Here is an 18,674-nt window from a genome sequence, read left to right on the forward strand (position 1 = left end):
GTCATTCTAGGGCTCGGGCGACGATCAGCGCGGCGGTGCCGAGGACGACCGGGACGAGTACCAGCAGCCCGAGGCATCCGGCGCCCAGCGCCCGGGGCATCGTGAGCACCTCGCCGTCGAGCGGCTTGGGCGGTTCGGGTACATCGCGCAGCATGGCGGGGTCGCCGGGCATGGGGACGGGCGGACGCAGAGGGAGGTCGGCCGCGACCACGAATCCGCCCTCGGGCGTGGGACCGGCGGTGAGGGCTCCGTGGAGCAGGGCGATCCGCTCGTCCAGGCCGACCAGTCCCTGGCGGGTGCCGGGGCCACGCTGCGGCGTGCCCCGTACCGGGCCGTTGATCACGCGTACGCGGACACGGCCGGCGTCGTTGGCGACCTCGACCCTGGTGCGTGTGGCGGGAGCGTGCTTGTGCACATTGGTCAGGCCTTCGCGGACGACACGGTGAACGGCTTGGCGCGTCCGCGGGTCCGCGTCGCCGAGGTCCTCGCCGGCCCACGCCAGGTCGACGTCGATTCCTGCTCGCCGGGATTCGGTCACGAGGTCGGCGATATCGGTGCGGGTTCCCTTGTGTTCTCCGGCGGTCTCGGTGGCGCCCTCCATGGGGTCGCGGAGAACCCCGAGGATCTCGCGCAGCTCGGCCATCGCCGTCGCCGCCGTGGTGCGCAGGACCACGGCCTGGTCGCTCACCTCCGGGGCCTTCTCGGCCATGGTGATCTCCAGCGCCCCGGTGTGAATCGATATCAGGGTGAGCCGGTGTCCGAGCATGTCGTGCATTTCGGTGGCGATCCGCGCGCGTTCCTTCATGCGCGCCTTTTCCCCGCTGAGCGCCTGCGCCCGCTCCAGGTACTCGTTGCGTTCGCGCAGCAACCGGACCAGGGGACGGCGCTGTCCCATCAGGCTCCCGGACCAGGCCGGCAGCGGGAGGAGGAACGCGGCGCTCAGCACGTGACCGGCGAGCGCCTCGCCGAGCCCGACCGAGGAGCTCATCTCCGACGCGACGCTGAGGGGGAGGCCGGCACCCGCGGTCACCAGCACCATCGTCCACAGGCGCCGGGCGGGACGGATGCGCCGTGCCGTCGAGTAGGCGATGACGGGCAGGACCGCTATCGCCCCGACGTTGGTGCCGCCCAGCACCGGTGCGGTGGCCACCAGGGTCGCGGCCGGCCAGCGCCTGCGCGCGGGGACCAGGAGAGCCGCCCAGCAGGCGCTCGCCGCGGTGGCGGCCACGAGGCCCGGCGACGGCGGTGACGCCCAGAGCGGCAGGAATCCAAGGGCGAGCGCCGTCAGGGACATCGCGAGCTCGCCGGCCACCACATGACGCGGCGCGGAGCGCACGGCGGCCCGCGCCTCCCGCGCCTCGCGGACGACGTCCGCGCGGAGGGAGCGGGCCCGTTCGACCAGCGGAGAAATCTGCGAACACCTCACCTTCGTCCGGGACGCGGCTCGCGTGCTACGCCGGTCGGCTCCCTCATGATGGCCGATCGGCCACGAAGTCCGGCTGATCGGCAGATGTCCCGCGAAATGGCGCGTTCATAGGCTACCTCGTGATGATCAAGGAAGGAGATCGCATGATGAACGCATCGCAGACCCGCACCACCGACGCCTCCCTGGAGGTCGTGGGTGCGCTGGCTCAGGCGTACCGGAAAGCCGCCCAGACCGGCGATACCGTGGGAACCCAGCACCTGCTCTTCGCACTGCTCAGGGGCGAATCCGCGGCAGTGGATCTGCTGTCTCGCGACACCGGCGGACTGCGCGGGGTCATCCTGGCCAAGGACGAGACGGTCTGGCTGAGCGAAGACGACGGCGGCGGCGACCCGTCGACCGCGTCCGCGGTCACCGCGCTGTTGCACGAGGCCGGGTGGGTCGCCTTCCGGAAGGCGAAGCCGACCGACACATCGGCCGCGCCGGAGAGCCGGCCTCCGCTGCCCTCCGGCGCGCTGGCCGCCGCGCTCGGCCGGATGCTCGTGTCCGCTCACGAACTCGGCGTCGCCTGGGCGAACGAGACCCACCTGCTCATGGGACTGCTGCACGACCCCGGCAACCGGGCGAGTGAGACGCTGCTCGAACGGCGGCTGGACCGGGACGAACTCATCGCCAGGCTCGCCGTGCTTCCGACCGCGCGCCAGAACGGCAAGCCGAACATGCTCAGCCTCGACGGGCTCCGGAACCTGGGCATGCTCGACCACGCTCCAAGCCGGGGATGGGGCGGCCGCATCGGCAGGTGGCTCACCAGCGGTGGCCACGGGTCGCCCGTCGTGCCCACGGTGCGCTCGGAGGCACAGCGTCAGGCCGTCCGGCTCGGACACTCCAGCGTGGCCACGGCGCATCTTCTGCTCTCCATCCTCGTCCTGGACGACCAGATCGCCATCGCCGGCCACCGCTTCCGCGACGGGGTCGCCCAGGTCAACGGCGCCGCCGAACTGCTGCGCACCCGAGGGGCCACCCCGTCCGCGGTGCTGGGCGCCGTCGCCGAGCTGATCCCGGCGGGCGACCGGCCGCAGGCAGGGTCGCTCATTCCGGACATGGAAGGCGGCGCCGAGAAGGCGGTGACCCGCGCACGCCTGCTCGCCAATGAGCGCAAGAGCCCGTCGACCGGTACCACGCACCTTCTGTCCGCGGTGCTGGCGGAGCCCGACGACCCGTGCCACGCTGTGCTGTCCGCCGTAGGCGTGGACGTCGAGGAGCTCCGCCGAGCACTCGGCTGAATCCGTGAAAGCCGATCAGCCGATGGCGCAGGCGTTGACCACGTCACCGGAGGTCTGGCGCGGGATGGTGGCGCTGGGCGGGGGCGCCTGACCGCCGCCCGGGCCCACCCAGCGTTCGAGGGCCTCGAAGGCCGTCCGCATGCAGGGGAGCAGCGGCCGCATTCTGTCCGGGAACATGTCGTATTCGATGTCCAGGTGCGAGGCGCCCCCGATCCGGTAGTAGCGGTGCAGGGGGCCCGCCCCGTGCGAACGGACCAGCGAGGCGTACACGTCGCCGTGGACCTTGATCGGCAGCAGGCTGTCCAACGTCCCGTGCACTGTGATCAGCGGCTTGCGGATGCGGCCGGTGAGCGAGATCCGCTTCACCGCGTCGTGCACCTTGCGGGGACGCGAGAAGTACTCGTAGTCGGCGTCGCAGTTGGGTGTGCCGCTCTCGCAGTACGGGATGCCCGCGTCCAGGTCGCCGTCGTAGGTGGGGTCGAGCTCCTCTCGGGCCCTTCGCTGTGTGCCGTCCCAGATGGCCGTGTAGTTGAAGTCCCACAGGAACTCCGAGCCCGGGGCGAAGCCGGCCTTCAGCATCGCGGCGTGCGCCTTGGGATCGCCGGTCGCCTTGTACTTGGGGTAGTTGCGCAGCGCCACCGGCAGGTAGGTCAGCGCGTTCCGCCCCTTGCGCGGCCACAGTGTCCCCTCGGAATCGATGCCGCCGTCGTACAGCTCGGGGTGGTTCTCCAGCGCCCAGCGCACCAGTTGCCCGCCGTTGGAGATGCCCGCCGCGTACGTCCTGCGCGGGGCCTTGCCGTAGTGGCGATGGACGGTCGCCTTGGCGGCGACGGTGACCTGGGTCATCCGGAAGTACCACTCCCGGTAGGCGTCGCCGGGACGCTTGCCGTCCTTGTAGAACTGCGCGGTGTTGTTGCCCTTGTCGGTCGAGGCGAAGGCGTACCCCTTGGACAGCACCCAGTCGGAGATGGTGAAGTCGTTGGCGTACTGCCGGCGGTTTCCCGGCGCCCCGGAGACGACCAGTCCGCCGTTCCACTTCTTCGGAAGGCGGATGACGAACTGGGAGTCGTGGTTCCAGCCGTGGGTGGTGTTGAACGAGGAGTCGTCGCGGAAGTAGCCGTCGATCTGGATCCCCGGCACTCCGCTCGGGTTCCGGGTGGCCACCGAGTGCAGGCCCTGCCAGTCGGTCTTGTCGGTGTGGCCCGAGGCGACGGTGCCGGCGGTGGTCAGGTCGTCCAGGCAGGCGGCGACCTGATGCACCGCGCCGGGGACGCGGACCTTGTTCATGTGGGCGCAGCGGGCGTCGGCCTGCGCGGCCGGCGCGGCCATCACCAGAGGGGTCGCGAGGAGCGGCCCCAGCAGGGCCGAGAAGACGGATGATCTGCGAAGCATGGGCATGTGCAGCTCCCGGGGGTGGGAAACCGGACTCATCGATCAAGCCCGTGGCGGACGCCATGCTGCTCGACCGGCGGCGTGGGCGGCCACGTGGCGGGAGCCACTCTTCACCGCCGTTCTGTGGTTGCCACTTCATGATCCCGGGCCGGGGACCGGTCCACCTCCCACCTGCGGTGTGCTGCGCCTCATATCGGGAGCCTGAATATGTGGCCGATCACCTGACCCGCCGACCCGGCCATGTCAGCGGTTCATGGCGGTGCGGTACGCGCGGGCGGCGAGGGCGAGGCAGCAGGCGCCGAACACGGCCGAACCGGTGAGGCGCAGCGCGATCGCCGTCCAGTCGGGGTGCGGGGTCAGGGCGGACGCGAACGCGTCGATGTCGTAGGCGATCGGCACGGCGGCTCGGATCGGTGACGACCAGTCCGGCAGCGACTGCGGCGGGATCAAGCCGACGAACATCACGGCGGTCAGGCCGAACTGCCCCGCGAGCGTGGCGGTCTCCGGACGCGCCGGGGCGAGGCCGCTGAGCGCGCCGAGGCCGCCGAAGGTGATCGCCGAGGTGAGCACGGCCGGGAGCAGCACCCACAGGGGGGCGACGGGGAGTCCGAACAGGGCGGTTCCCGCGACCGCGGTCACCACGACTCCGGGGACGGCGAACGTCGCGTAGCAGGTGCAGAAGCCGAGGACGACGGCGGTGGGCCGGACCGGCAGCGTCCCGTAGAAGTCCAGGCCGCCGGCCGATTTGAGCGCCGAGAGCCGCTGGGCCAGCAGGTTCCAGGCGATGAACGCCACGACCGTGAGGACCGCCCCGGACACGACCGCGGCGCGGGACGCCTGCTCGGCGGACCCGCCGACGCCGCGCAGGAGCGCGAGGATCGCCAGCGACTGGACGGTCGCGACGATGACCACGGCGCCGCCGCCCGCGCGGGCGCGGCCGGACTGCGCGGTGTGGACGGCGGCGATGGTCGCGGCCACCGGCGTGAAGGTCCCGGGTGCGAAGGTCCGGAGTGACGTGGACGCCATCAGGAAACCTCGCCGGTGTCGCAGGAGAGAAGGACGTCCTCCAGGCTGGGCGGCGCGAGGCTGAAGTCGTCGAGCGCCGCGTACGCGGGCCCGGACAGGATCTGCGTCAGCGCCCGTTGCGCGTCCCGGACCGGAAGCCGCGCCGACCAGCGGTTCCCGCGCTCATGGATCTCGCCGCCGAGATCGCCGGGGGCGAGCGGCGGGGCATGGCGCCAGACCAGGTGAAGCCGGACGAGGCCGCCGAACCGGTCCTTGAGCCGCCCGGGGGTGTCGAAGGCGACGGTTCGTCCCTTGTGCAGGACCAGGACGCGGTCCAGGAGGGTCTCGGCTTCGAGGACGTTGTGCGTGACCAGGACGATGGCCGTCCCGCCGGCGCGTCGCCGGTCCAGCGCCTGCCAGACGGTCCGGCGGGCATCGAGGTCGAGGCCGGTGGTCGGCTCGTCCAGCACCAGGACGGGTCGCTGCCCGGTCAGCGCGGTGGCCACCGCCGCGAGCCTGCGCTGACCTCCCGAGAGCCGCTCGATGCGGACGTCCGCGAGGTCTTCGAGACCGAGTTCGGTGAGCAGTTCGGCGGACTCGCGGCGGGCATGAGCGCGGGGGAGGCCGCGGAGCCGTGCCGTCGTCCGCACTGCCGTGCGCACGGTCATGTCGGTCAGCGCCGACTCGCTCTGCGGCAGGTAGGCCACATGCGCGGCGGCGCGCGCTGCCTGCCCGGTCACGTCCGACCCGCCGATGCGCACGGACCCGGCGTCCGGGCGCAGCAGCCCGGCCAGCATCCGCACGAGCGTCGTCTTCCCGGCGCCGTTGCGGCCCAGCACCCCGAACACCTCGCCGGGCCGGACGCTGAAGGAGACGCCGTCCACGGCGAGCCTTCCGGCGTCCGGGTAGCCGCGGCTGAGACCGCTCGCCGTGCACACCGCCTCGACACCGGCGGCCGGATCCACCGGGCCCGTCCTGATCTCGGTCGACACGCACCGCACCATACAGACAATTTGCTACTACGTCACGTAGTATCAGACCGTTCTCAGGGGTGCGCCCTCGTCCTGGCTGGTCAGGACGAGGCAGAAAGGTGATCGCCTAGCATGCCGAGCGTGCCCCGCATCACCGGATCCCTCGATCAGCACCGCGCCGCCATGCGGGAGCGCATCCTGGTGGCCGTCCGCGAGATCATGACCACCGACGGCGTGGACAGGCTGTCGATGGCCGAGGTCGCCGCGAGGTCAGGCGTCAATCGCAGCGTCGTCTACAACTACTTCGCCGACGTCCGCGCACTCCTGATCGCGCACGCCGAGTACGAGACGACGCGTTTCACCAGGGAGCTGAACCGCGCGCTCCAGGACGCGACCGGGCCCACCGAACGCATCACGGTCTACGTCCGGCAGCAGCTCGCCGACTTCGCCGCCTACCCCCAGCCCGCCGGGCCCGAGCTCGCGACCCTGCTCGGGCCGGACGGCTACCGGCAGATGCACGCCCATGTCGGCCCGCTCGGCCGGCTCCTCGCCGAGATCATCGGAGACGGCGTCAGGGCGGGCGAGTTCGCCCCGTGCGATCCCGCCGGCACCGCCCACCTGGTCCACGCGTGCCTCGGGGCCGAGCGCTACCCGCTCGGACAGGGCACCCGCGACCTGGACGAGACCGTCGACCGCGTCACCACCTTCGTGCTGCGAAGCCTCGGCGTCCAACCCGCCACCTGACTCGGGGAGGCCTCAGCCGCAGCCCCCCGGCCGACCGCGTTGACCGGGACGGCCCTCGGGCAGGGTGAGGCGGGTGCGCGGCCATGGCCTCCCCAAACGAACCACGCCCCCGGAGCAGCTCGGCCCGGCCCTCCTGGGCGCACTGATCTCTCTGGTCGTGCCGACAGTTCAGGCGATCCTGCGCGGTTTTCAGCGCGGCGAGCTGCCGCGGCTGGGCCGCCTGGCCATCACCACCGATCGTCCGGCCGGGCCCATCGCCCTGGGCGTGTCCACCCTCGATCCTCAAGCGGAACCCATGTCGCCGCCCAACATTTCACCGCCGCCGGGTCCGGCACCGCGGTCTGAGAACGAGCCTTCGCCAGACTGACGGGCGCCGCCCCCGCGTACCTGGACCGTTTGCGCGCTGATCAGGGGGCGGTGGTTGCCGGGTCAGCGTGTCAACGCGTTGCGGGGTCATCCGGCGATCTTGGCCTTGCGCATGCTCCCGGCTCCACTCGTTTCCTGTCGCTTGACAGGACGCTCCTGCATGATCTTAGTTGTTGCATATAAGTTGCAGTAGCCGAGGGGATGCATGGGCTCGTCACCGGTGGTCCTGGCCGTCGCGGGACCGGAGCACGACCTCGACGACCTGGGGGCATCCTCCCGGCGGCGCCGGTACCTGCTGCTCCTGGCCGGGCTCTCGGCGCTGTTCTGCGGGACGGCCGTCGCCGCGGTCGGGATGGGCGCGGTGTCGGTGCCGCCGACGACCGTCTTCGACATCGTCGGCCACCACGTGATCGGCAGCCCGGCCGACGTCACCTGGCGGGCGGCGCACGACTCGATCGTGTGGCGGGTCCGGCTGCCGCGGGTGCTGCTGGGTGCGGCGGTCGGCGGCGGGCTCGCCGTCACCGGGACGGCTCTGCAGGCGATGGTGCGCAACATGCTCGCCGACCCGTACCTGCTGGGGGTCAACTCCGGCGGGTCGACGGGCGCGGCGGCGGCGATCCTGTTCGGCTTCGGTGCCGGGTGGGGCGAGCACGCGCTGCAGATCGCCGCGTTCCTGGGCGCGCTGGCCGCCTCGCTGCTGGTCTTCGTGATCGCGCGAACGGCGGGGCGGGTCACCTCGACCCGGCTGCTGATGACCGGGGTGGCCGTCGGGTACGCGCTCTACGCGCTGACCAGCTTCCTGATCTTCGCCTCGGACTCGGCCGAGGGCTCGCGGTCGGTGCTGTTCTGGCTGCTGGGCACGCTGGCGCTCGCGCACTGGTCGGTGCCGCTGGCCGTGGTCCTGGTCGCCGTCGCCCTGGTGACGCTGACGCTCGCCCTGTGGGGGCGCCGGCTGGACGCGCTGGCGATCGGGGACGAGACCGCGCACACCCTGGGGATTTCGCCGGCGCGGTTCCGCCTGGTGCTGCTGGTCCTGGTGTCCCTGGCGGTGGGGGTGCTGGTGTCGGCGTCGGGCAGCATCGGTTTCGTCGGGCTGGTGGTTCCGCACCTGGCCCGGCGGGTCGTGGGGGCCGCGCATCGCCGGGTCGTTCCCGTCGCCGCGCTGATGGGCGCGACCTTCCTGTTGTGGGCGGACCTGGCCGCCCGCATGGTGCTGAGCCCGCAGGAGCTGCCCATCGGCATCATCACCGCGCTGGTCGGTGCGCCGTTCCTGCTCGTCCTGGTCCGCCGCCTGCACGCCGGAAGCGAGTGAGGCGTTCATGATCGAGGGACGCGGGCTCAGCTACGCCTACGGCGCCGCGACGGTGGTGCGCGGCGTCGACGTGCGGGCCGAGTCCGGCCGGGTCCTCGGGCTCCTGGGCCCCAACGGCAGCGGCAAGACCACGGTCGTGCGGATGCTCACCGGGATCGTGACGCCCGCCGGCGGGCAGGTCCTGCTGGACGGGCGTCCGCTGAACTCCATCGGCCGCCGGGCGCTCGCCCGGCAGGTCGCCGTCGTGCTGCAGGAGGCGCCGGGCGACCTGCCGATGACCGTGGCCGACATGGTCCTGCTCGGCCGGGCCCCGCATCAGGCGACGCTCTCCCGCGACAGCGCGGACGACCACCGGATCGCGGCGGCGGCACTGCGCAGGGTCGGCGCGCGGCACCTGGCGGACCGGGTCTTCGTCCGGCTGTCGGGCGGTGAGAAGCAGCGCGTGATGATCGCCCGGGCGCTGGCGCAGCGGCCCTCGCACCTGGTGCTCGACGAGCCGACCAACCACCTCGACATCCGGTTCCAGCACGAGCTGCTCGGCATGATCCGCGGACTGGGCGTCACCACGGTCATCGTGCTCCACGACCTCAACCTCGCCGCCCGGTACTGCGACGACGTCCTGGTGCTCCAGGACGGGGAGGCCGTCGCGCACGGACCCTGCGCCGACGTGCTCACACCCGAGCTGCTCCAGGACGTCTACGGCGTCGGCGTCGAACGGCTGGAGACGTCCCGGGGCATCCAGTTCCTCTTCCACCCCCTCGACGACGCAACCGCCCCGCCGCACGAGAGCACCCCCACGTCGTCCACCACGACCTGAAAGCCATACCGACACAGGGAGCAAACGTCAGATGAAGCGCCACCTCGCCTGGCTGGGGACCGGCCTGCTGGCCGCCGCGCTCGCCGGATGCGGCTCGACCGGCCCGGAGGAGGGCGGCCGGGGGAGCGCGGGCGGCCATCCCGTCACCGTCGAGAACTGCGGGGTGGACGTCACGCTGGACAGGGCGCTCTCGCGCGTCATGATCGTCAACAGTGCTCCGCTGCAGTACCTGTCCTCGCTCGGCGTGCTGGACCGGCTGGCCTCGCGGGCCGGGAAGTTCCCGGCGGAGTACTACTCCGAGCAGACCCTCGCGGCGGTCCGCAAGGTGCCGTCCCTCACCGACCGGCTCGGCTCGGACGGGCACCTGAGGATCTCCACCGAGTCGATCATCGCCGAGGAGCCCGACCTGCTGCTCGGCCTCCCGGAGGGCGTCACGCGGGAGTCGCTCGCCGCGGCGGGCATCCCGGTGCTCCTGGAGCCCAGCTTCTGCCCGGAAGGGATCAGCGACCCCGGCTACGAGACGATCTACAGCCAGATGCGGTTGTACGGGAAGGTCTTCGGCCGCGAGGCCAAGGCCGAGCAGGCCGTCACGGAGCTCCGGCGGCGCATCGAGACGGTCGAAGCGGGCCTGCCCGCCCAGAAGAGCCGCAAGGTCGCCGTGCTGTGGCCCTACCGAGGCGAGGGGACCGTCGGGGCGTACGGAGGCCAGAGCATGGCCACGCCGCAACTGGAGACCCTCGGCGCCCGGAACGTGTTCGCCGACGTCGACAAGCGCGTCTTCGAGGTCTCGATGGAGGAGCTGCTGGGACGCGACCCGGACGTCATCGTCCTGCTGCACACCGACGGCACCGACCAGGAGATCAAGCAGGCACTGCTCGACATCCCCGGCGCCGGAGATCTGCGCGCGGTCAAGAACGACGCGATGACCGTGCAGCTGTTCAATTTCACCGAACCGCCCACGCCCCTGGTCCTTGACGGCCTGGAGCGTCTCGCGGCCTACCTCAAGGAGAGGTGACGCCATGCCGTACAACCCGGCGGTCCAGGACCAGATCACCCGGTACTGGGACCAGCACGCATCCGCCTACCAGCGATTCCAGGAGCAGCGGCTGGGGCACCCCGACTACAGCGCCGCCTGGATGCGGGTCTGGCGGAGCGCACTGCCCGACGGCACCGCCACCGTGCTCGACGTCGGCACCGGCACCGGTCACGCCGCGCTGACCATCGCCGCCCTCGGCCCCCGGGTGACCGGGATCGACCTCGCCCCCGCCATGGTCGCCTACGCGCGCGACCAACGCGCGGGCCCGCGGCCTCGACATCACCTTCGTCCAGGGCGACGCCGTCGACCCCGCGGTGCCGGGCGCCCCCTTCGACGCGCTCGTCAGCCGCTACCTCCTGTGGACGCTGCCCGGCGTCGACACCGCACTGGGCAACTGGCGCCGCCTGCTGCGACCGGGCGGCCGGCTGGCCGTCGTCGACGCCCCCTGGCACGCCGGCGGGATGCGGCACCTCGACACCGACCCCAGGGCCCGCGCCTACGACGAGGAGGCCCGCCGCGCACTGGTCCTCGCCGAGGCGGAGACCATCACCGCCTGGCAGGAACGCATCACCGGCGCCGGCTTCGTGGACGTCGAGGTCGCACCGCTGACCGAACTCTTCGAACTCGACGGTGTCCACGGCGTCGCGCCCGACCATCGCCGCACCCTGCAACACCTGATCACCGCGCGGAACCCCGGCACCGCATGATCGGCTCCTTCCCCTCAGTGTCCAGGAGTCGTGGTGAGGCGCCAGCCTTGGGCGTGGGTGCGTTCGTGCCAGAAGTCGGCGTACCTTCCGGGGGTCTCCACGAGTTCCGGGTGACGTCCCCGCTGGGTGACGCGGCCTTCCTCCAGGACGATGATCTGGTCGGCTCCGGTGATGGTCTGGAGCCGGTGGGCGATGACGATGAGCGTCCGGTCGGCGGTGAGGGCGGTGAGGGCGTCCTGGACGGCGGCCTCGTTCTCGGGGTCGAGCGCGGCGGTCGCCTCGTCGAGCAGGACGACGGGCGCGTTCTTGAGCAGCGCGCGGGCGATGGAGACGCGCTGGCGCTCGCCGCCCGACAGCACCGCGCCGCCTTCGCCGACGCGGGTGTCCCAGCCGTCGGGGAGACGGTCGACGATCTCGTCGACCCGGGCGAGCCGGGCCGCCTCGCGGACGTCGTCCGGGGTGGCGCCGGGGCGGCCGATGCGGATGTTGGCCTCGATGGTGTCGTCGAACAGGTAGACGTCCTGGAACACCAGGGAGAGGCGTCCCATGAGGTCGTCGGTGGCGAGGTCGCGGACGTCCTCGCCGCCGACGCGGACGGTTCCGGAGCCGGTGTCCCAGAAGCGGGCGACCAGGCGGGCGATGGTGGTCTTGCCGGAGCCCGACGGCCCGACGAGCGCGGTCATGGTGCGGGGCGGCACGGTGAAGGACACCTCGTGCAGGACGGGTTCGTCGCCGTAGCCGAAGGTCACCCGGTCGAACTCGACGCCGAGGCCGTCCCGGGCCGTGCTCTTCGGGTCCGCGGGCTCGGGGAGCGGTGAGACCGCGAGGACGTCGTCGATGCGCTCGATGTCGTGCGCGGCGAGCCGCAGCGCGGCGCCGAGGTCGGCGACCTCGATCAGCGGGCCGGTGAACCGGGTGGCCATGACCAGCAGCGCGATCAGCTCGGCGGTGGCGAGCGACCCGCTCAGCGCGAGGGCGGCGCCGAGGGCGATGACGAGGGTGAAGACGGCCTGGACGGCGATGGCGAAGCCGGCGATGCCCGGCACGCCGGTACGGATCATGGCGCGTCCGGCGTCGCGCTGGGAGACCAGGGCCTCGTCCAGGAGCCGGTGCCCTTCGGCGGTGCGGCCGAAGGCGCGCAGTACCGGCTGGGCCCGCGCGAACTCCACGACCCGCGAGGACGACTCGACGGCGGAGGCGTCCACGGCGTGGGCGGACCGGTCGGCGAGCGTCCCGGCCCACCGGTAGACCACCAGCAGCGCCGGGGAGCAGGCGAGGATCGCCAGCGCGGGCCGCCAGTCGAAGAAGAACATGCCGAGCGCGACCGTGACCGGGGTGACGACGCCGGTGACGAGCGGCGTCAGCAGGTGCGCGGGCACCCCGGTGATCATGGACGTGCCCTGCGACAGCGAGTGGGTGAGCCGCCCGGTCCGGTCGGTGGAGAACCAGCCGAGGGGCAGCGCGGCCAGGTGGTCGCCGACCCGGTGGTGCAGGCCGCGCAGCAGCGCGAGCGCGATGGTGAAGCCCATCATCGCCTGGACGTAGTACGCGGCGCAGGCGAGGGCGGTGGCACCGGCGAGCGCCCACAGCCACGGGACGGCGTCGCCGGCGTCGCCGCGCAGCAGCGGCCGCAGCGCCGGCACGAGCAGGATGATGGCGATGCCCTGGAGGACGCCGTATCCGGCCATGGCCGCGAGGTAGCGGCGGAAGCGGCCGCGGTCGGCCGGGTCGATCAGGCGGGCGAGTCGGCGGATCATCGGGTCTCCTCGGTGCCGGTGGTCTCGGGGGATGCGGCGGACTGGGCGTTCCAGAGCCGGGTGTAGACCCCGCCGGCCCTCAGCAGGTCGGCGTGCCTTCCGGTCTCGGCGATCCGGCCGCCGTCCATGACGACGATCTGGTCGGCGCCGGTGATCGTGTGCAGGCGGTGCGCGATGACCAGCAGGGTGCGCCCCGCGACCAGCTCGGACAGGGCGTCCTGCACGGCGGCCTCGCACTCGGGGTCGGCGAAGGCGGTCGCCTCGTCCAGTACCAGGACGGGCGCGTCCGCGAGCAGGGCGCGGGCGATGGCGACCCGCTGCGCCTCGCCGCCGGACAGCTCCGCGTCCTCGTGGACGACGGCGTCGTAGCCGCGCGGCAGGCGGGCGATCCGGTCGTGGATCTGGGCGGCGCGGGCGGCGGCCTCGACCTCGGTGCCGGCGGCGTCGGGACGGGCGAGCCGGATGTTGTCGCGCACGCTCGCGCGCAGCAGCGACGTCTCCTGGAAGACGAAGCCGACCTGCCGGTACAGGTCGGTCTCCGCCATGTCCCGCACGTCGACCCCGCCGATGCGCACGTGCCCGGTGCCGGGGTCCCAGAAGCGGGGGAGGAGCCGCGCGAGCGTGGACTTGCCCGAGCCGGACGCCCCGACCAGCGCGGTGACCGTGCCGGGTTCCAGCACCAGGTCGATGCCGTCCAGCACGGTGGTGCGGCCGTCGTAGGAGAAGCCGACCCCGTCGAACTCCACGCGCGACCCCCGGGGGGCGCGCGGCTCCTCGGGGGAGGTGAGGACGGCGGTGCTCAGCAGCTCCCCGAGCCGGCCGGCGGCCTCGGTCGCGGTGCGCATCGCCTGGGCGCCGAAGCCGAGCGTCATCACCGGGGTGCCGAGGCCGACCGCCAGCATGAGGAACGGCAGCGCCTCCGCCGGCCCGATCCAGCCCTCGCCGACGAACCAGGCGCTCGCGCCGGCGGCGACCAGCAGCATCACCGGCGGCGCGATGATCAGCGAGGAGACCGCCTCGACGCGCAGCATGGGGCCCACCCAGCGGCCGAAGAAGTCGGCGAGGTCGTCGCCCGCGCGGCGGTAGCGGTCCTGGGCGCGGTGGGTCTGGCCGAACGTCTTGACGACGGCGATCCCGGCGACGAACTCGACGACGGCGGCGTTGAGGCGGCTCAGCGCCTCGCTCCACTTGGCCATCTGGGCGGCGGCGTCCCGCATCATCCAGCCGTAGGCGACCACGTACAGCAGCAGTGGCGCGATGCACACCAGCGCGAGCCGCCAGTCGACCCAGAACAGGTAGGCGAGGATCGCGACCGGCGTGACGACGGCGCCGACGAGGTCGTTGAGCGCGTGCGCCACCAGGTGGTGGACGGCGTGCACGTCGTCCTGCAGGACCCGCTTCACCCGCCCCGAGCCCCGGTCGGTGAACCAGCCCATCGGCACCCGGCCGAGCCTGGCCGCGACGCGGCGGCGCAGGTGCAGGCCGGCGTCCGCGTCGGCGATGTGGGTGAGGGTGTAGGCGATTCCGCTGCACGCCGTGCCGGCCAGCAGGCCGCCGACCGCGATGGCCACCCACCGCCACACGGCGGATTCGTCGGCGGGGCCCGGCCGCAGCAGGACGCGGCCGATTTCGGCCACCGCGACATAGGGCACCAGCGTGGCGAGGGCGCCGATGACCCGGAGGAGCGCCGCGGCCGTGACACGACCGCGCACGGGTGCCAGGATCGCTCCGAGGCCGGGCCCCGAGCGTTTCGCTCCGGCCTCGGCCTGGGCCGGAGCGTCCCGGCCGGTACCGTCCGGGCCCCCTGTGCGGGGTGCCGTATCCGTCGTGGACGTCGCCAAGGCGCTGTCCCTTCTGCTCGGGGGCCGGTGGGCGGGCGCGAACGCCGCCGGCCACCCCGGAACGTCCGCTGCCCGCGGAGATCCGGAATGATCATCGGCCCTTGTTGAACGCTGATCAATTAGGTTAGCCTTACCTAAATTCGCCCGCCAGGGGTTGGGGCGAACCATTGATCGGAAAACCGCGGGAGCCCGGTGTCCGGACCCGCACGAGCACCAGGGAGCGGGCCTTGGCCACCTCACCTCCGCACGCCGGCGGGCCGAGACCGCCGGCCAGGCCCCCGGCCCGGCCGGGACCGCGCCGTTCGGCGGACCGCCGTCCGGCGATCCGCCCGGACGCCATCGTCGACGCCGCCGTCGCGCTGACCGCCGAGTCCGGGATCGAGGGCTGGACGATCCGGGACCTCACCGCCCGGCTGGACTCCTGGCCGCAGGTCGTCTACCACCACATCGGCAGCCGCGAGGCGGTCGTCCACGAGGTCGTGGAGCGCGTCGTCGCCCTGTTCCCCGTGCCCGCGCCCGGCCTGCACTGGCGCGACTGGTTCCGCGACCTGCTGCTCGGCATCCGGCCGGTGCTGACCGCCCACCGGGGCGTCGCGCGCCGGCTCGCCCTCTACGGGCCGACCGTCCCGTCCGCGCTGCCGATCATCGACCGGGGCGTCCGGCTGCTGCACGCCGCCGGGCTCGGCGACGAGGCCACCGCCGCCTACGGCGTCCTGTTCAACAGCGCGCTGATGCCGCTCGCGCTGGAGGACGACCGGGTCCGCCTGGACGCCCACCCCGACGACCGCGACCTGCTGCTCATGGTCCGCGACGGCGACCGCTGCCCCGGGCCGGACGACTGCGACGGCACCGGGCTGTGCCTGTTCGCGGGCTCGCTCGACCGGCTGAACAGCAGCGACGAGGCGCGCGCGGCGTTCACCGAGCAGTTCTACGCCTACACCATCGACCGGGCGCTGGACGGCGTCCAGGCCCGTATCGAGCAGAGCGGGGCGGCGGGATGAGCGGCCCGCTGACCTGGACCCTCGACCAGGCCGACCCGCGCGTGCACGCCGTCATCGCGGCCGAGGAGGAGCGGCAGGCCACCACGCTGGAGATGATCGCCTCGGAGAACTTCGCGCCCCGCGCCGTTCTGCAGGCCCAGGGGTCGGTGCTCACCAACAAGTACTCCGAGGGCTACCCGGGGCGGCGCTACTACGGCGGCTGCGAGCACGTCGACGTGATCGAGCAGATCGCCATCGACCGCGCCCGCCGCCTCTTCGGCGCCGAGCACGCCAACGTCCAGCCCCACTCGGGCGCCCAGGCCAACGCCGCCGCGCTGTCCGCACTGCTCGCCCCGGGCGGCCGGATCCTCGGCCTCGACCTGGCGCACGGCGGCCACCTCACCCACGGCACCCGGATGAACTTCTCCGGCAGGCTGTACGAGGCGGTCGCCTACCACGTGTCCCGGGAGACCGGCCTGGTCGACATGGACGAGGTCGCCGCGCTCGCCCGCGAGCACCGGCCCGGCGTCGTCATCGCCGGATGGTCGGCCTACCCCCGGCACCTCGACTTCGCCGCGTTCCGCCGGATCGCCGACGCCGCCGGAGCCCGGCTCCTGGTGGACATGGCGCACTTCGCCGGGCTCGTCGCCGCCGGGCTGCACCCCTCGCCCGTCCCGCACGCCGACGTCGTCACCGCCACCACCCACAAGACGCTCGGCGGCGCGCGCGGCGGGCTCATCCTGTGCCGCGCCGAGCACGCCCGCTCGGTGGACGCCGCCGTCTTCCCCGGCCAGCAGGGCGGCGCCCTCAACCAGGCGATCGCCGCCAAGGCGGTCGGGCTGCGGCTCGCCGCCGCCCCCGGGTTCGCGGACCGGCAGCGGCGCGCCGTCGAGGGCGCCCGGATCATCGCGGCCCGGCTGTCGGCCCCCGACCTGGCCGGAGCCGGCGTCCGGGTCGCCACCGGCGGCACCGACGTCCACCTGGTCCTGCTCGACCTGCGCGACTGCGCCGCCGCCGGCGGCCCCGCCGGCGGGCTCGCCGCCGAGGAGCGGCTGGAGCGGGCCGGCGTGACCGTCAACCGCAACGCCGTCCCGTTCGACCCGCGGCCCGCGCGGACCCCGTCCGGGCTGCGCATCGGCACCTCCGCGCTCGCCACCCGCGGCTTCGGGGCCGAGGCGTTCGCCGCCGTCGCCGACATCATCGCCGAGACCCTCGCCTCCGGGTTCACCGCGGCGGACGTCCCGAAGCTGCGGCGGCGCACCGCGGAACTCGCCGCCGCGCACCCCCTCTACCCCTGAGCCTTCCGCGGGCCGGTCCGCTCCCGGCCGGGTCCCGCGTCCCTTCCCCTCCCGCGCGTCCCGGCGTGGCCGGTGCCCCCCGCCTCCCGACCGAGCAGACCGAGCCGAGAGGACCCCCATGCCCCAGACCAGCCTCCCCCTGACGCGGCGGGCGCTGACACGGCGGACGCTGCTGCGCTCCGGCGCGCTGGCCGGAGCGGGCGCGCTCACCGCCCCGGCCCTGGCCGCCTGCGGCTCCGGGGGCGCCCCGGGCACGGCCCGCGCCACCGGCCCGGCGGGGCCGCCCCGGCGGGGCGGGACGCTGCGGATCGCGTACCTGAGCACCGCCGCCGACAGCATCGACCCGCTCAAGACGAGCGACTACCTGTCCAACGCCCGCCTGCTCCAGGTGTACGAGAAGCTCGGCCTGCTCGGCCCGGGACGCAAGGTGCGGCCGCTCCTGTACGAGCGGGTCGCGCACAACCCCGACGGCACCGAGTGGACGTTCACCCTCAAGGAGGGCGTCAAGTTCGCCGACGGGCGGGCGATGACCGCCGCCGACGTGCTGGCCTCCTACGTCACCCAGTCGCGGACCCAGGCCGCGGCGTCGCTGGCGATGATCGACGCGGGCCGGTCGTCCGCGCCGGACGCGCGGACCGTCCGCTTCGTCCTGACCTCGCCCACCGCCGACCTGGACGCGCGGTTCGCGTCCGGCTACTTCACGGTGATGCCGGACGGCCGCACCGCGACCAAGGCCGAGCGGCTCAACGGCTCCGGCCCCTACCGGGTGGAGTCGTTCACGCCCGGCGGCCGCAGCGTCCTCGTCCGCAGGAAGGACTACTGGGGCGGCGCCGGACGCGGGCACCCCGACCGCATCGAGATGCTCGCCGTGCCCGACCCGTCCGCCCGGATGAACGCCCTGCTGGCCGGTCAGGTGGACTGGGCCGACAACGTCGCGTTCGCCGACGCGCGGGCCCAGCGCGGCAACGCCCGCGTGGTGCTGCACCCGGCGCCCGCCCCCGACGGGCTCGGCTGGTTCCTCAACGCGACCCGTCCGCCGTTCGACGACCCGCGCGTCCGCCAGGCGTTCCGGCTGGCCGTCGACCGGAACGCGCTGGTCCAGGCGACGACGTTCGGCCTCGGCAAGGTCGGCAACGACCTGTGGGGCGTGGGCCTGCCCTGGTACGCGACCGGGCTGCCGCAGCGCTCCCGCGACACCGCGCGCGCGTCCGCGCTGCTGAAGGAGGCCGGCAAGGACAGGGTCACGGTGAGGATCCTCGCCTCGGCGATGGCGCCCGGCCTGGTCGAGGCCAGCCGCCTCGTCGTCGACCAGGTCAGGGACACCGGGTTCGACGTCCAGGTGACCGAGATGCCGGTCGATCAGTTCTACGCGGACCCGTCCAAGTACTACGACTACTCGGCGGTGACGTTCAGCTGGACCGCTCCGTTCCCGGAGATCGCCCAGTACCTGTACATCCCCAAGGCCCCCTACAACTTCGGCTGGAACGACCCGTCCTGGGCCGAGCGGTTCCAGGACGCCGCCGGCGAGTTCGACGCGGCGGCACGGCAGCGCGCCTACGACCGGCTCCAGCGGGAGCTGTGTGACTCCGGCACGGACCTGGTGTGGGGCCTCGTGCCCAAGCAGAGCGCGACGTCCCCGGGCGTGGGCGGCGCCGGAGCGGTGATCGACCCGACCGCTCCCGACCTCGGCGGCGTGTGGCTGGCCGGGTAGGCGCGACCGGGCCGGACCGGGACGGCCGAGA

Annotated in this window: 15 protein-coding genes and 2 pseudogenes; 11 read left to right on the plus strand and 6 right to left on the minus strand. The window is 73.3% G+C overall.

Features of this window, described 5'->3' with window-relative positions; all coding sequences use genetic code 11:
* Position 1: 1 nt before the first annotated feature.
* Positions 2-1,426, minus strand: coding sequence for a sensor histidine kinase (locus tag K8Z49_RS48430; RefSeq protein ID WP_412517238.1), 1,425 nt, complete (start codon positions 1,424-1,426; stop codon positions 2-4).
* Between the two features lie 143 nt (positions 1,427-1,569).
* On the opposite strand from K8Z49_RS48430, the gene K8Z49_RS48435 reads away from it, so the two are divergent.
* Entirely contained in the window at positions 1,570-2,706 is a 1,137-nt protein-coding gene (locus tag K8Z49_RS48435; RefSeq protein WP_412517239.1) for a Clp protease N-terminal domain-containing protein, read from the plus strand.
* A gap of 15 nt (positions 2,707-2,721) precedes the next feature.
* Here K8Z49_RS48435 and K8Z49_RS48440 read toward each other — a convergent pair whose 3' ends face one another.
* From K8Z49_RS48440 to K8Z49_RS48450, 3 genes are all read right to left on the minus strand, one after another.
* Positions 2,722-4,104, minus strand: a complete 1,383-nt coding sequence (locus K8Z49_RS48440) for a tannase/feruloyl esterase family alpha/beta hydrolase (protein WP_021592483.1) — start codon at positions 4,102-4,104, stop codon at positions 2,722-2,724.
* 237 nt (positions 4,105-4,341) lie between these two features.
* Complete coding sequence (locus K8Z49_RS48445) at positions 4,342-5,124, minus strand: ABC transporter permease (RefSeq protein WP_021592484.1); 783 nt, start codon at positions 5,122-5,124, stop codon at positions 4,342-4,344.
* Positions 5,124-6,095 carry an ABC transporter ATP-binding protein gene (locus tag K8Z49_RS48450; protein ID WP_200871666.1) on the minus strand — a complete coding sequence of 324 codons (972 nt, stop codon included), beginning with the start codon at positions 6,093-6,095 and terminating at the stop codon, positions 5,124-5,126. The genes K8Z49_RS48445 and K8Z49_RS48450 overlap by 1 nt, the downstream gene beginning before the upstream one ends.
* A 120-nt stretch (positions 6,096-6,215) precedes the next feature.
* Here K8Z49_RS48450 and K8Z49_RS48455 point away from each other — a divergent pair, with 120 nt between their 5' ends.
* From K8Z49_RS48455 to K8Z49_RS48485, 7 genes and pseudogenes are all read left to right on the plus strand, one after another.
* Entirely contained in the window at positions 6,216-6,818 is a 603-nt protein-coding gene (locus K8Z49_RS48455) for a TetR/AcrR family transcriptional regulator (protein ID WP_024933960.1), read from the plus strand.
* Between the two features lie 73 nt (positions 6,819-6,891).
* Entirely contained in the window at positions 6,892-7,185 is a 294-nt protein-coding gene (locus tag K8Z49_RS48460; RefSeq protein ID WP_412517240.1) for a hypothetical protein, read from the plus strand.
* Between the two features lie 204 nt (positions 7,186-7,389).
* On the plus strand, positions 7,390-8,496 hold the full coding sequence (locus K8Z49_RS48465) for a FecCD family ABC transporter permease (RefSeq protein WP_412517241.1): 1,107 nt from the start codon (positions 7,390-7,392) through the stop codon (positions 8,494-8,496).
* A 7-nt stretch (positions 8,497-8,503) separates the two neighbouring features.
* Entirely contained in the window at positions 8,504-9,313 is an 810-nt protein-coding gene (locus K8Z49_RS48470; RefSeq protein WP_412517242.1) for an ABC transporter ATP-binding protein, read from the plus strand.
* A 31-nt stretch (positions 9,314-9,344) separates the two neighbouring features.
* Positions 9,345-10,328, plus strand: a complete 984-nt coding sequence (locus K8Z49_RS48475) for an ABC transporter substrate-binding protein (protein WP_412517243.1) — start codon at positions 9,345-9,347, stop codon at positions 10,326-10,328.
* 121 nt (positions 10,329-10,449) lie between these two features.
* Positions 10,450-10,590: pseudogene (locus K8Z49_RS48480) on the plus strand (class I SAM-dependent methyltransferase); the annotation flags it as partial.
* 25 nt (positions 10,591-10,615) lie between these two features.
* Positions 10,616-11,056: pseudogene (locus tag K8Z49_RS48485) on the plus strand (methyltransferase domain-containing protein); the annotation flags it as partial.
* Between the two features lie 14 nt (positions 11,057-11,070).
* Here the strand turns inward: K8Z49_RS48485 and K8Z49_RS48490 are convergent.
* Positions 11,071-12,813, minus strand: a complete 1,743-nt coding sequence (locus tag K8Z49_RS48490) for an ABC transporter ATP-binding protein (RefSeq protein WP_412517244.1) — start codon at positions 12,811-12,813, stop codon at positions 11,071-11,073.
* Positions 12,810-14,525: an ABC transporter ATP-binding protein gene (locus K8Z49_RS48495; RefSeq protein WP_412517245.1), complete on the minus strand. Its 1,716-nt coding sequence runs from the start codon at positions 14,523-14,525 to the stop codon at positions 12,810-12,812. The genes K8Z49_RS48490 and K8Z49_RS48495 overlap by 4 nt, the downstream gene beginning before the upstream one ends.
* A gap of 356 nt (positions 14,526-14,881) precedes the next feature.
* Between K8Z49_RS48495 and K8Z49_RS48500 the strand changes: the two genes are divergently transcribed.
* The 3 genes from K8Z49_RS48500 (at position 14,882) to K8Z49_RS48510 (ending at position 18,643) form a co-directional block, all read left to right on the plus strand.
* Complete coding sequence (locus tag K8Z49_RS48500) at positions 14,882-15,655, plus strand: TetR/AcrR family transcriptional regulator (RefSeq protein ID WP_412517246.1); 774 nt, start codon at positions 14,882-14,884, stop codon at positions 15,653-15,655.
* Entirely contained in the window at positions 15,652-16,932 is a 1,281-nt protein-coding gene (gene glyA, locus K8Z49_RS48505) for a serine hydroxymethyltransferase (RefSeq protein WP_412517247.1), read from the plus strand. Before K8Z49_RS48500 ends, glyA begins: the two co-directional genes overlap by 4 nt.
* A 118-nt stretch (positions 16,933-17,050) precedes the next feature.
* Positions 17,051-18,643, plus strand: a complete 1,593-nt coding sequence (locus K8Z49_RS48510) for an ABC transporter substrate-binding protein (protein ID WP_412517248.1) — start codon at positions 17,051-17,053, stop codon at positions 18,641-18,643.
* The last annotated feature ends 31 nt before the right edge of the window (positions 18,644-18,674 follow it).

The sequence above is a fragment of the Actinomadura madurae genome, from assembly GCF_047130825.1.
Lineage (GTDB): Bacteria > Actinomycetota > Actinomycetes > Streptosporangiales > Streptosporangiaceae > Spirillospora > Spirillospora madurae.

What these genes read in the sequence shown, in the direction of transcription:
- K8Z49_RS48475 (WP_412517243.1), top strand. Translation starts at nt 9,345, where the DNA reads ATGAAGCGCCACCTCGCCTGGCTGGGGACCGGCCTGCTGGCCGCCGCG.
- K8Z49_RS48440 (WP_021592483.1), bottom strand. Translation starts at nt 4,104, where the DNA reads ATGCCCATGCTTCGCAGATCATCCGTCTTCTCGGCCCTGCTGGGGCCG.
- K8Z49_RS48465 (WP_412517241.1), top strand. Translation starts at nt 7,390, where the DNA reads ATGGGCTCGTCACCGGTGGTCCTGGCCGTCGCGGGACCGGAGCACGAC.
- K8Z49_RS48445 (WP_021592484.1), bottom strand. Translation starts at nt 5,124, where the DNA reads ATGGCGTCCACGTCACTCCGGACCTTCGCACCCGGGACCTTCACGCCG.
- K8Z49_RS48470 (WP_412517242.1), top strand. Translation starts at nt 8,504, where the DNA reads ATGATCGAGGGACGCGGGCTCAGCTACGCCTACGGCGCCGCGACGGTG.
- glyA (WP_412517247.1), top strand. Translation starts at nt 15,652, where the DNA reads ATGAGCGGCCCGCTGACCTGGACCCTCGACCAGGCCGACCCGCGCGTG.
- K8Z49_RS48490 (WP_412517244.1), bottom strand. Translation starts at nt 12,813, where the DNA reads ATGATCCGCCGACTCGCCCGCCTGATCGACCCGGCCGACCGCGGCCGC.
- K8Z49_RS48510 (WP_412517248.1), top strand. Translation starts at nt 17,051, where the DNA reads ATGCCCCAGACCAGCCTCCCCCTGACGCGGCGGGCGCTGACACGGCGG.
- K8Z49_RS48435 (WP_412517239.1), top strand. Translation starts at nt 1,570, where the DNA reads ATGATGAACGCATCGCAGACCCGCACCACCGACGCCTCCCTGGAGGTC.